The following is a 13,067-nucleotide window of genomic DNA, read 5'->3' on the forward strand; positions in this document are numbered from 1 at the left end:
TCCTGAGGGTGTGGACGGGACGTGAACTCAGGCCATTTCTGGCAGCGTGATGCCTCGCAGTTGTTGAACGGTGAGGCTCGGAGGTACGAAGTCGGCGGCGACGATGGCGTCGGTGAACGGTTGCGGCAGCTCGATGTGGTAGGTCTCGAGGTAGTGGGGGAGGTCGTCCGGCCACGCGAACTCGCCGTCGGTGAGGATCGTCCCGGTACCGATCGGCCCGTTACCGTCGAGCAGGTCGAAGGTCACTCCGGGCGAGGCGATGTAGGTCGGGGCGTTGCGCAGGTAGCCGACGATCCGGTCCTCGTCGGGCCGAGGCGGCGACGAGGACCGTCCGAGGAGGCGCTCGATGCGCCAGTCGTCCTCGGGTGTCTGCTCGGCGGGGAAGCCGACCAGCGTGAGTTCCTTCTTCGTGGCCATGTCGTCGTCCTCTGCTAACGCTTCTGCGGGGCGAACCAGACCCACTGCCCGGTCTTGGCGCTGGGAGTGGCACCGATAGTCAATCGGCCGTCGGGGTGGATCCACACCTTGCCCGTCGGTGCGAGCACGCCGTGGCCGATTTCGTTGGCCAGCTTCTGCGCCGGGCCGGTGGGCAGGGCACCCGACTCACAGGCAATCAGCCGGACCGGTCCACCGGTATAGCCCTTGGACCTCATGAAGTCGGCGACCCGGTCGGTCGGGATCTTGGCCCAGTCGTTCTTGCCCGGTCCGGTGCGGACCCAGAAGGACTTCTGGTCGGCGTGCACGGCGATGTCGAAGCGGCCGGCCTTGGGTGTCACGTTCGCTGCCGCGTCGGTCAGCGTCGGGTCGGCCTTGCGGGTGCCGACGGTCGGCGCCATCGGCGTCGGCTCGCCGGCTCCCGGCTTGCCGGTGGGGGTGGGCTCCTCGACCTTGGGCTGCTGACGGCCCTGCGGCGAAGGCGTTTTCAGGCCCATCCGGAGCATGGTGAACGGGTCCATCGGGTCGTAGCCGCCGGTGGCGAACGACACCGTGTCGCGGGCGACCTTGGTCAGCAGCGCCACCCGGGTGTAGCGGTCGAGGTCGAGCTGGCTGTTGGTGGGTGCGCCGTTGGTGAGGTGTTCGACGTGGCAGGCCGCACAGCCGTGGCCCGCCTCCCAGATGTCGGCGTCCTTGGTGTAGTCGAGCCGACCGGTCTGCAGATAGCCGCGCATGGCCCGTTCCATCGCCACCGGGTTGCGATAGAACTGGCGCGGTCCGTTGGCGTGCCACCGGGTGCCGGCCGAGGACTCCTCGCCGGGGTTGTCGGCGACCAGCAGGGCCGGGATCTCGTACGCGCCCTGGTCCTGATGCGACATCACCGGTACGCCGCTGGTGGCGATGATCGCGAAGTGGGTGTTGTCGATGGCCTGCAGGTTCTGCCCGTCGTCGGTGAAGACGTAGCCCTCGTCGGACTGATAGAAGGTCAGCCCCGGCATTGACTTGTAGGTCCAGCCGTTGTCGAAGTTGGGGTGCAGCTTGGGTTCGTAGCCGTCGGGGTCGACCAGCCGCGTGGGCGCCGCGCCGGCGTACACGTACAGGCTCAGTCCGCCCTGGATGCCGACCGGGTCGCAGCGGGTCCAGCGCCCCAGCCAGGGCAGGTAGTAGCGAGCACCGTGGTAGCCGAACCCGGTCTCCTCGTCCCGCTCGACCGCGGTGTAGCGGTAGCGCTTGGGGGTCTCGGTCTGGCTCCGTACCGCGCTGTAGGTGGTGCTGCCGTAGGGGGAGTACTCCTCGTACGTGATCACGGCGGCTGACTCGTCCAGTTCGAGGGACACCGAGCCGAGGTGGTTGCCGTGCTGGTAGCGGACGGCTTGCCGGGGTGCGCCGTCGTCGCCGGCCGGGTTGTGCGTACGGGTCTCCACAATCGCCAGCCGGTGGCGGCCCTCCATCACGTGCAGCGTCTCGCGTTCCAGGGTGGCGTCGGCGGCCGCCGCGCCGCCGGGGCGCTCCCGGTAGATCTCGATTCCGCCGAGGTAGATGCGCTCCTCGACGACGGCGCCGCCGTTGCGTTCGCGCACCTTGCGGACCCGCTGGCCGGCGCCGTCGTACAGGTAGGCGACCCGACCGCCGCCGCCGAGATCGGCCGCGATCAGCTGGTCGCGATAGTCCCAGGTCAGGTTCGGGCCGGGTTGCCCGCCGCCGAGATGCGGCATCCGGGTGGTGTTTCCGTGCGCGTCGTAGGTGTACGCCTCGACGGTCGGCGCCGGTGCACCGGCACCGACCGTGGTCCGGGTCAGCCGGTTGGACGTCTTCGCCGGGCTGCCGTTCGTCCCGTCTTCGATCAGGCTGACCTCGAGGTAGTCGTAGCTGCGCGTCCAGCCCGGAGCGGCGGCGGTGCTGCGGCGGTGCTGCATTTGCAGCAGGTTGCCGACGGCGTCGAGCAGGTAACGCTCGAGGTAGCTGCCCATCGCGTTGCCGTCGCCCGGCGCCGGCAGCCGGGTGCGCCCGGCGTCGTCGAAGGAGTGGACGATCGGCGCGCCGGCCTGACCGAGGTGCTCGCGGCCGGTGGCCTCGATCAGTCGGTAGAGCGCGTCGTACACGTATTCGGTGCTCGGCTCGACCCGCTGGTTGGCGAAGAACACGGTCTGCTGGGCGTCGTCGTGGACGTGGCTGACGTTGCCGACAGGGTCGAAGACGTAGTGCAGGTTCTGGACGAAGCGTCCCGGCCAGCCGGGGTCGGGGGCGGCGGGGTCGTCGGCGGGGAAGTCGGCGGGGACGCGCCGGGTGACGACGCCGACCAGGCGTGAGGTCAGCGGGTCGTACTCGAAGGCGGTGCTGGCCCCGTTGCGACAGTCGACCCGCTGACGTTGCGCCTTGGCGTCGTAGTCGATGTTGCTGATCCCGACCGGCGACGGCGGCTCGGCCGTCGGATCGAGCAGCGTCGCCGGTTCGCCGGCTCGCTCCAGCCAGACGTCGATCCGGTCCAGCAGGTTGGCCTCGTTGAAGCCGAGCTGGATCACGTTGAGCGCATTCGGGTGGTCCGGCCGGTTCAGGCTGCTGTGCGGCTCGACCGACTGCACCGGCCGGTTGAGCGCGTCGTAGCGGGCACTGCTCTCGAAGTACTCGTCGTCGAGGTCCGGTGCCTGCGACCAGTCCGGCAGGGCGCGCGGATCGCTGACCAGCCGGCGTCGGCTGGCGAGCAGGTTGCCCTTGAAGTCGTACGCGGCCGTCGGGTTGCCCTGGTCGTCGAGCCGGGCGTAGGTGACGATGCCGGCCGAGTCGTGGTGGCGCCAGATGGCCGTTCGCAGATTGAACGCTTCGGCGTTCGGGACGCTCTCGCCGTACTCGAGCTTGTCGACCAGCTTCGGCCCGCCGAGGGTACGAGGGTCGGACGCGGCCGTCGTACCGGTGACCGTCTGCTCGGTCACCCGGCGCAGCGCATCGTGGCGGAAGCTGAAGTCGTGCCCACGGCTGTCCCAGGCCCGGATCGTCTGACCGAGTACGTCGCTCAGCGTCCAGCGCTCGCCGGCGTCCATGCTCACCTGGTGCAGCCGGTTCCCGGCCATGTCGTAGTCGTAGCGGGCGACGATGCGGCCGAGCGCGTCGCCGGCCTGCTGGACACCGTCGCGGACGACCCGCAGGTTGTCCTCGATGTCGTTGTCGACCCGGCTGCTGACGTTGTCCTCGGAACCGTCGAGCGGGTGGCCCGGGTCGACGACACGGTTGCGGGCGACGGTGAGGAAGGGTCGTCCGAGGACGTCGAGGTGGACGGTGGTCGGGGTGTCGGCGTGGGCGGCGGCCCGTTCGGCGGCGTGCTGCTCGTCGACGCCCAACGCACCGGCGATGCGCTGGGCATACCAGCTCTGCCAGCCCGCCGGCTGCTCGGCGAAGTACGCCCCGACGTAGCCGGCGACGTCGGGATCGGTGCGCGGATCGCCGGTCTGGTCGTCGCGCGCGGCACAGCAGTCGTTGGCGTCGTACGTGGTCTGCTCCCACGGGCCGACCACCATCTTCTGAAAGTTGTGGTCGGCCAGCACGGTGGCGATCGCTCGCCCGGCGGGGTCGTAGAACTGGACGGCGCTGACCCCGCGGACGACGGCGAACTCGAACTGGTGGGTCGCGGAGAAGAACGGGTCGTACTCGCGGACCGGCCGTCCCTTGTTGTTCAGGATCGTCCAGCCGTTGCCGACCCAGCGCGGCGACACGTCCGGGCCGCCGTCGGCGACCGGCCCGGGCTCGGCCTGCGCCTTGCGTTGCGCCTCCCGGCTGAACCCGTCGGAGTAGACGAATCCGACCTGGAATCGGGCTCCGGTCGGCGGCACCGGTGCGTTCACGTGGGTCTCGCGGGCGATCGTGGCGACGGCGGCCGGCTGCCAGCGTTCCGGGTCGTCCGGATGCGCGGCACGGGTCCGGCGGAACCGGTCGTAGTCGTAGAGGGTGCGGGTGGTGGCGTCGCGCAACAGCCCCGCCGCCAGTGAACGGGGGTCGGCGGCGTCGAAGAACGCGTCGAGCGTCGGCTGGTCGAGATCGGCGACGAAGCCGGTCAGCCGGTCCCCCTCGGCAGGAGCGGGTGCGTCCTTGCCCATCACGGCGGAGCCGACCACCAGACCGAGGGCGTCGAAGGCGACGGCGGTGCGGTTGCGATTGACGTCGCGGACCAGACGGGGCTGCAGGACGCGATAGTCGTTCGCCTCGACCGTGACCTTGTTCCCCAGGGCCTGCTCGGCCTCGACCATCAGCAGATCGGCGGCGTCGAAGGTGACCACGGTGTCGCTGCCGAACGGGTCGCGGTAGCGGCGGATCCCGAAAAAGTGCTGGCGGGCCGCCGCCAACTCGGTGGCGGCGGTGTCGGTCGCGCCGGCGGAGAAGAAGGTCCGGCCCGACGGCGACCACCAGTGGTCGTCGGGGTCGGACGCGGGAAACACGCCCTCCGCCTTGAGTGACTGGCTGGACCGGTAGCCGCCCTGGTCGCTGCTCTGGCCGCCGAGCACCGCCGCCGGATCAGGCAGCAGATCGTTGTGCGCGCCGCCGGGATCCGGGCGCCGGAAGACGCCGGCCAGCAGGCCGGGGGTGAACACCAGCCGGTAGGACTCGCCGAGCAGCGCCCGTGACTCCAGCGTGCCGAGCGGCAGCAGCGCGTCGAGGGCGTCGGCGCGGTAGACCGTACGCGTCCGCTCGATCGGTCGCCGCCGCCGGTCGCCGGCGGCGATGGCCTCGAACGCCACCTCCGGCGGGTTGAAGCGGTGCCGCAGACCTCCGCCGGGGTCGGTCTCAACGAGATCGGCCGGTCGGAACCGGCCGGCGGAGCCGCCGGTCGGATAGCCGGTCAGGTCGAAGGTGACGGCCTCGCAGATCAGCGGCCTGCGGTGCGTGTCGTCGCCCTCGACGCCGTTGGTGAAGCGGTTCTCCGAGTAGGTGATCAGGGTCGTGGTCTGCTTGGCCTGGTCGGCGGGATCCAGCCCGGTCAGGCCGGGATTGGCGACGAGCTGAACGTTCCCGGCGCCGTCGATGTCGCGGATCCGGGTCCTGCGCCCGTAGGCGGCCGCGGCCTGCTTGCCGACGTTGCCGAAGTCGTCGATCTGCAGGATCAGGCGGTGCTGGATGCGCGGGTCGGCCGGGTTGCGTTCGTAGTGGTAGCTGATCGTCTCCAGCTCGTGGGTGAGGAAGACGGCGTGCGGGTTGGAGCCCTGGGGCTGCAGTCGTCGGATCGAGAAATTCTGCTCGGTGACCGTGTACGGCGTGGCCGCTCGCCGGGACTGCTCCGGGCCGGCGCCCGGCTCGGCGTCGTCGGCGTACACCTCCTGACGCAGCATCGATCCCCGCAGCGCCCGGCACGCCTCCCGTTCTTCGTCCATCGACAGCCCCGCGGGCAGCACGGTGTCGGCCAGTAGCAGCGCGTCGGCCTCGGCGTCGGTCAGGCCGGGTTCGCGGAAGTACTCGCCCGGGCCGCCACCGAGACCGGCGAAGTGGTTGCTGATCCGGTCGCGGCCGACGTACAGACCGGTGTGGAACCACGTCTTGATGTGCACCGGCGGGACGTGCGAGGCGGCGGCGAGATTCTCCGGCGCGCCGAGGTCCGGAACGGCCTCGTTGTCGGGAAGGGTCGCGGAGAAGGCGGCGAACTGTTCGGTGTCGAACTGCTCGACCATGCCGAAGCCGCGGAACTCCCGCTCGACGCCGTCGTAGGCGCCGTGGTGGTAGGCGTACCGGGAGACGAACCGGTTCCGGCTCACCAGGTCGGACGAGGTGACTCGCTCCACCACGTGCACCGGGAACGGCAGCCGAGACAGCCACGGGCTGCCGGCGGCCTTGTCGCGCAGGTAGAACGCTGTCGACGGGGCGTACTCGATCCGGGTTCGGAGGCCGAGATTGTTGTCGATGCCGGTCAGCAGATGCGGCTTGCCCTCGGCCATCAGTTCGAGGTAGCGCAGCTGGCGCCCGGCGGCAGCGGGCAGCGGCGACGACCACACCAGGCAGGCGGTGCCGTTGCCGAGCAGGTCGACGGGTACGACGGTGCTGAGGTCGTCGGCCCGCGGGAAGCCGGTGAGCTCTTGCGGTGGGCTCCAGGCGTTGCCCGACTGGTTGAAGTAGAGGCGTACGCCGCCGTCGTGGACGTAGATCAGATCGCCGGTGCCGCTGCCGTCGATGTCGGCCACCCGGATGCGGCTGATGTCGAACTGGTCGGGACGGTCGAACCACGGGCCGCCGTCCATCGTGACCTTGGCTCCGAAGCGGCCGTAGCCGAGGTTCGGCCAGTAGGCGACGTCCCCGTTGCGGATTCGTACGATGTCGGCCAGGCCGTCGCCGGACATGTCCGCGAGCAGGATCGTGCCCGAAGCGTCGGTGAATATCGGCCGGGGCCAGTTCTCCTCGTCGACGGTCGGCGTCAACCGGCGGCCGGCGGCGAAGCCGGCTTCTCCCAGGCCCTGGTGCCACACGAAGCCGTCGCCGCTGCGGGTGAGCAGATCCACCAGGCCGTCGCCGGTGAGATCGACCATCCGCAGGTCCGGATCGTCGAGGCCGCCGTTCGGCGACGTCGGGAACGGGCGGAACGTCTGCCAGCCCTCGGCTTCGTCGTGCTCGTAGAAGCCGTGGATCGGTCCGCTCAGGACCGCGATGTCGGGCAGGCCGTCCCCGGCGAGGTCGACGAGTTGGGTCGAGCCGCCGCGCGGATCCGTGTGCGGTTGGACGGCTACGGTCTCGAACGGACCCAGCCGGGCGCGGGATGGCCCGGTCGACAACGGGCTGAGGTTGCGCTTGTAGAACCACGCGTCGGCCTGCCGGGTCAGAAGTCCGGCCAGGCCCTCGCCGTGCAGGTCGGCCCAGGTCGTCGTCGCGCCGTCGAGGCCGACCGGCGCGTGGTCGAGGCTGTCGGGGTCGAGGTCGGTCACGGCATGTCCGACAGCCGCGGTGCTGTAGGTGAACTCGACCGGTGGCATCGAGGCGCCGCGGTAGCCACCGCCGTCTCGGCGATAGCCGGTTTGCGTAGCCGCGCGGAGCAGCGTGCAGACGGCGTTGCCGTCGTCACTCGGATCCACCCGATCGGAGTGGGTGAGGTCGGTCGAACGCACCAGGCACGCTCGGCCGACATCGGGGTCTTCTCCGAAGTGGTGGAACATCAGGATCCGCCGGCAGATCCGGTAGCTGCGGAGGTCGAAGCCGGCCCGCGAGTTGGAGAACGGGTCCCGGCGGGCCGGCCAGACGCCGCTGTCGGTCGGAGTCGGGACGGTGGCGTCGTGCTCGCCGTAGTCGAACACCACCTCGAACAGCCACCCGTCGCCGGCGTCGGGTGCGGAGGCGTCGGCGGGCTCCGGCCACGGCGCGTTGTCGGCCAGCACCGGGAAGTACGGCGCTCTGTTGCCGTACCGGATCGACTTGAGGTAGCGCTGGGCCGACCGGGTCAGATCGCTGCGGTTGCGTTCGTGCGCCAGGCTTCGGTCGTTGCCGGCCGCGTCCTCGAAGATGCGCGCCGAGTCCTCGGCCTTGTACCGGAAGACGAGGGCGTTGCCCTTGTCGTCGTGGCTCTCGCAGATCAACCAGCTGAAGATGCGGGTCGGGTCCGCCGGGTCGGCGATCCGACTCTCGGCCGACCGGCCGTACCAGCTCACGACGTTGTCGGCCGAGATCACCCGCCAACAGACGTCGGTGCCGTCGGAGGTGTTGGACCAGCGCTCGATCCGGGCGAACGCGCCCTCGATCCGCGGCCGGTAGCGCCGGATGCGGTAGCGGGCACCGGCGACGCTGCGGTCCGGCAGCGACGGCGGGGCCCACGTTCCCGGCGGCGATTCAACCAGCTCGGGCACCAGGTCTTCGCCGCCGGAGAAGATGAAGACGTCGGCACCGCTCTGGTCGTCGGCCGCGTCGCGGTAGCGGGGCACGCCCTTGTCAGTGCGGCGGGTGATCGCCGGTAGCGACAGCGTCCAACCCAACCCGAAGGGGCCGTTTCCGGTACCGGAGTCGTACGACAGGGCGAGTTGCGGCCCGAAGCCCGCCCGACCAGGGCTGGTGGCGATCGGCAGCGAGAACGACCCGGTGCCGTTGACCGGGTTGGCGGCGAACTTCTCGCCGATGCCGCGCAGCGCACCGCCGCCCTTGGGCAACTGGATCGTGGGCGGGCGGGGCGCAGACTCGGTCGCTGCCGAGGTGCCGGCGCCGGCGGCCGTGATCGGTGCTGGTGGCATGCGGGCCTCCTCGCGTGGCTGGCCGTACCACCACAACAACCAGTTGTGTCAGGACTGTCCTCCTCGGCGAACCTTCCGTCAACGGTCCAAAGGCCCGGATCGGGTCGGCAACCTTCCGCGGTGGCAGCCGACGATCCGCGCGATCGGAGACGAGGTTCCGTTTGCACTTCGACGGCGTCAGGGTCAAGGCCCAGTCAGGGTTCCGGGCCGGGACTCCGCCTCAGTGCGGTCGCGGCTGACCGGCGGGGTGTCCTGGTAGCTGCGGGCTTGGACGGCGTACATCTCGGCGTAGCGACCGTCCAGTGCCATCAACTCGTGATGGGCGCCTTGTTCGATGATGCGGCCGGCGTCCATAACGACGATTCGATCGGCGGTGCGGACGGTGGAGAAGCGGTGGCTGATGATGATGAAGGTGCGTCCCTGGCGAAGCTTCTCCAGGGTGGCGAAGAGGTCTGCTTCGGCGTGGGCGTCTAGTGATGCGGTTGGTTCGTCCAGGACGACGAGCGATGGGTCGCGGTAGAGGACGCGCGCTATGGCGATGCGTTGCCATTGGCCCAGCGACAGGTCGGCCCCGCCGTCGAGTTCGACGGTCAGGCGGGTGTCGTAGCCGTGCGGGAGTTCGCTGATCAGGTTGTGGGCGCCGGCGTCCATGGCAGCTCGGCGGACAGCGCTTTGGCTGGGAACCTCGCCAGCTGCGATGGCGCCGGCGGCGATGTTCTCGGTGGCGGTGAACCAATAGCGATTGAACGTTTGGAAGATGGCGCCGACCTGGCCGAGGAGATCAACTTGTTCGACGGGTCGGCCGTTCCAGGTGATGGATCCGCTGGCTGGTTCGTACAGTCCACATAAGAGCTTGGCCAGCGTGGTCTTGCCTGATCCGTTGATGCCGACGATGGCGATCATCTCGCCGGCTTCGATGGAGAAGTCGATGCCGTCGAGCGCGTTGGACGCTGCCGCCGGATAGCGGAATGTGACGCGGTCGGCGCGCAGGTGGCGCAGGGGCCCCGCGGGTGGAAGCTTCGGGGCGGCTTGTCGGGTCAGCGCTGTGGTGAGCTCGACGTCGGCGACCTGTTGAGCGCTCTCGCGGAGGTCGGCGATGCTGCTGGCGATGCGTTGGACCTGGGAGCCGAGCATCAGCGTGGTGACCGCGGCAGCGGCCGCGGTGACCATCGTGATCCGGTGGGTGGTCAACAACCAGCCCAGCGTGATGACGGCGACGATCAGCGTCAGGGCGACACCGATGGCCGCGATGCTGGAGCGTCGGGTGAACGCGACGACCAGTTGGGTGAGGCCGGCGATGCGTTCCTCGTACAGTTCTCGCCAACGATGCAGCAGGAACCCTTGCATGCCGAAGACTCTGACCTCTGCCGATTGGTCTCGCGACGACAGCACTCCTTCGAGCGCGAACCGTTCACGGTCGTTGGGCGTGTTGCCGAAGTTGAACGAGTACATCTCTCGGCTGTTGGCTCGTCCGGCGAGGAGCAGGGGGACTCCTGAAGCGATCACGACGGGCAGCAGTACGGGTGCGGTGATGGCCAGAGCGGTCAACAGTCCGGTGCTGGCGATCAGGCCGGCGAGTAATTGCGGTACCGCCATGGAGATTCCGATCGAGGCGCCACCGCCTTGGCGTGCGCGTCGGATTCTGTCGTGGAACTCGGGACGTTCGAACTCCCAGATTTCTGTCAGGGCTGCGGTTTGCAGAACCCGTTCGTTCCAGGCGTACATCACCCGCTCGGCCAGTAATCGGTGGAATCCCGTTGCGGCCAGTTGGGAGAACGCGATCACTCCAGCCAGGACGACGACCCCACCGATCAGCAGCCAAAGCAGCCAGTCGCCTTGTGGCGCTTGACTGTCGGTCACCCGTTTGACGGCGCGCTGCCCCAGCAGAAGCGCGGCGGCCATGCCCAGCCCGCTGACTGACATCAGCACGACTGTGGCGACGAACCAGCCGCGCCCGGTGCGAGCGACCAGTCCGACGGCCCGGCCCATCGCCCGCCACTCGCCGATCTTCGGAGTCGTCGTCATCGCTCGACTCCTGCAGTGTCGTCTGAGGATTCGTTCTTGACTGACGTTTCGGGCGAGTCGGGGAGGTCAGTGCCGATCGGGAAACCGGACGCATGGAGTAAGACCCTGCCCTGGCCGAGCTTGCTGGTACGCCCCTCGACGACGCTGCGAATCGCCGCGGAGATCTTCGCGCTGACCTGGGCGACTTCGGCGGGGGTGAGCCAGGTGTCGAACGCCATCTCGAAGGTGTTCTCCTGCCAGACCCGGGGCGCTTGTCGTGCTCGGCGACGCCAGCCACGGACGTGTTCCTGATAGGAGGCGTCGATGACGGCCTGCGCCGACTCGATCGCCTCGACAGTCTCAGGGTCAGCGTCGACCGGCCGGAAGTAGGTTGTGCGATCGCTGACCTTCCAGGGCCGGTTACGACCCTGGCCTCCGCCGGCATCCTCGACGTAGCCGTACTTGGCCAAGGTTCGGAGGTGGAAGGAACAGCTTTGAGGGCTTTCGGACACGTGGTCACTCACCTGGGTTGCGGTGAGCGGACCATGCTCGCCCAGCACGTCGAGGATGCGGAGCCGGAGGGGATGGGCCAGCGCGCGGATCGTGCGAGCATCGGTGATCGGCTCGGCCGGCGGGCGTGCATCTTCGGACACCCGTTAAAACTAGCCTTTTAAAAGAACTCTTGTAAAGCCCCTGTCCGAAGCAGCGACCGGATCGGACGGCTGCCCAGCATGGCCGAGCCGTCAGCGGCCGGTTTATGGGGACCGCGGTTCAGCGGGCGTCGTTGCCGAACAGTGCCATCATCTCGGTCAGCCGTTGGCGGGCTGAGTCGTACTGGCGGTTGTCGGTGTGGCCGCGGTAGTCGGTCTCGATGATCATGATCAGGCCGAGGTAGAGCGTGTAGAGCCGGCGGCGCCGAGCTTGTGTCGCGGTCAGTTCGGTCTGGCCGTAGCCGCGGATGAACGCACTCGGGTCGCCGAAGTGGGGCAGGTCGATGGCGGTGAAGCCGGCCTCCATCAGCGGGTCGCCCCAGAAGGCGCGTTCGTGGTCGATGATGGAGACGATGCGACCGTCGCGGACCATCACGTTGCTGTCCCACAGATCCCATTCGACGAACCGTGGTTCGGTGACCTCGTCCAGGCAGTCCTGATTGCTGTTGAGCTCGCGGTTGGCCGCGCCGATCGCCTCGTGACAGGATTCGACGACGCCGCGGCCGAGCGTGGGTTCGAGGATGCCGAAGTTGTCGGCGTCGATGTACGGCATGAAGAAGTAGTCGGCGTCGCACAGTTCGTGGCTGGCGTCGGCGCAGTCGACGCTGGGCACCGGAACGCTGGTGTGTTCGCTGATCAGCTGCAACGACGCCAGCTCAACGGCCATCGCCCCGCGTTCGTAGGTCATCACCTCGACGTCGGGTGGCGGTGCGATCTTGAGCACCACCTGCGAACCGTCACCGAGCCGGATCCGGTAAGCCACGTTGAACCAACCGTGGCCCAGTTCCTGCACCCAATCGTCACCGACCGGTCGCAGCACCGGGCCGTAGGCGCGTTCGACCATCGCCAGCAGGGTGTCCTGCGACTGGCGATTCTTGGTGATGCTCTCCATCGAAACTCAATTCCTGGTCGAGGAAGGGGCGATCGCCGGGCGGAGTCCCGACTGACTCACTGAGAGTCGGCAACGACGTCGCCGTGGTCGAGGAATTGTTCGAACGAGCCCCAAGGTTGTTGGCCGGTCTGGTCCATGATCACGTCTGCTGAGTTATTGGAGGAGGTAGACGCGGCGCATGGTGTCGGTGAGGTTGGCGCCGCTGCGGTGGATGACGGTGCTGCTGAAGCAGACGATCGATCCGGCCGGTACGACGACGGGCATTCCCGGGTCGTTGCCGAAGTAGCAGACCTCGTCACCGGTGTCGATCTTGAGGTGTTTGACGTAGGAGCGGATCCCGGATCGGCTGTAGGGGAGCAGGTAGACCGAGCCGTTGCGTTCGGTGACGTCGTCGAGGGCGATCCAGCAGGTCAGGTACGGTTCGTGGTTCTCGTGGACGTAGCCGGAGTCCTGGTGCCAGGCGAATTTGGTGTCCGGGTCGGCCGCCTTGATCACGTACTGTTCCCAGAACAGGTAGGCGTTCTCGCCGAGGACGCGCCGGCAGATCTCGGCCATCACCGATCCGAAGATGAACTCTCGTAGTTCGGGTCGTTGTTGGTAGACCATGGGAGTGAAGTAGCGCTTGCCTTTGGCGTTGATGCCGAGGCGTTCTACTCCGGCCGCGTCCATCTGGGCGTCGGCGGTGTCGATGGAGAATTGGGCGCCACTGCGCAACAGCTCCAGGTCGTCGGCACCGATGACGCTGTCCAGGATGAAGTAGCCGTCGTCGCGATATTGGCGCAGCATCGCCTCGGTGACGAGGTCGACTGGTGGCTGGGTCGATGAGTTCATGGGTGCCATCCT

Annotated in this window: 6 protein-coding genes; all 6 read right to left on the reverse strand. The window is 68.5% G+C overall.

Features of this window, described 5'->3' with window-relative positions:
- Positions 1–27: 27 nt before the first annotated feature.
- Positions 28–417, reverse strand: a complete 390-nt coding sequence (locus tag FOE78_RS05530; RefSeq protein ID WP_143985411.1) for a hypothetical protein — start codon at positions 415–417, stop codon at positions 28–30.
- A 14-nt stretch (positions 418–431) separates the two neighbouring features.
- Positions 432–8,618 carry a SpvB/TcaC N-terminal domain-containing protein gene (locus tag FOE78_RS05535; RefSeq protein WP_210414837.1) on the reverse strand — a complete coding sequence of 2,729 codons (8,187 nt, stop codon included), beginning with the start codon at positions 8,616–8,618 and terminating at the stop codon, positions 432–434.
- Positions 8,619–8,801: 183 nt separating this feature from the next.
- The gene (locus FOE78_RS05540) at positions 8,802–10,643 is read right to left on the reverse strand and encodes an ABC transporter ATP-binding protein (RefSeq protein WP_143985412.1); all 1,842 of its coding nucleotides are present in this window, start codon (positions 10,641–10,643) and stop codon (positions 8,802–8,804) included.
- Positions 10,640–11,275, reverse strand: a complete 636-nt coding sequence (locus FOE78_RS05545; RefSeq protein ID WP_143985413.1) for a winged helix-turn-helix domain-containing protein — start codon at positions 11,273–11,275, stop codon at positions 10,640–10,642. Before FOE78_RS05545 ends, FOE78_RS05540 begins: the two co-directional genes overlap by 4 nt.
- 118 nt (positions 11,276–11,393) lie before the next feature.
- Complete coding sequence (locus tag FOE78_RS05550) at positions 11,394–12,224, reverse strand: phosphotransferase family protein (RefSeq protein WP_143985414.1); 831 nt, start codon at positions 12,222–12,224, stop codon at positions 11,394–11,396.
- A gap of 153 nt (positions 12,225–12,377) precedes the next feature.
- A complete protein-coding gene (locus FOE78_RS05555) occupies positions 12,378–13,055 on the reverse strand; it encodes a phytanoyl-CoA dioxygenase family protein (protein ID WP_228266064.1) in 678 nt (225 codons plus the stop codon).
- Positions 13,056–13,067 lie beyond the last annotated feature (12 nt).

Origin of the sequence: Microlunatus elymi (assembly GCF_007362775.1) — a bacterium.
GTDB lineage: Bacteria > Actinomycetota > Actinomycetes > Propionibacteriales > Propionibacteriaceae > Microlunatus > Microlunatus elymi.

What these genes read in the sequence shown, in the direction of transcription:
- FOE78_RS05530 (WP_143985411.1), bottom strand. Translation starts at nt 417, where the DNA reads ATGGCCACGAAGAAGGAACTCACGCTGGTCGGCTTCCCCGCCGAGCAG.
- FOE78_RS05535 (WP_210414837.1), bottom strand. Translation starts at nt 8,618, where the DNA reads ATGCCACCAGCACCGATCACGGCCGCCGGCGCCGGCACCTCGGCAGCG.
- FOE78_RS05540 (WP_143985412.1), bottom strand. Translation starts at nt 10,643, where the DNA reads ATGACGACGACTCCGAAGATCGGCGAGTGGCGGGCGATGGGCCGGGCC.
- FOE78_RS05550 (WP_143985414.1), bottom strand. Translation starts at nt 12,224, where the DNA reads ATGGAGAGCATCACCAAGAATCGCCAGTCGCAGGACACCCTGCTGGCG.
- FOE78_RS05555 (WP_228266064.1), bottom strand. Translation starts at nt 13,055, where the DNA reads ATGAACTCATCGACCCAGCCACCAGTCGACCTCGTCACCGAGGCGATG.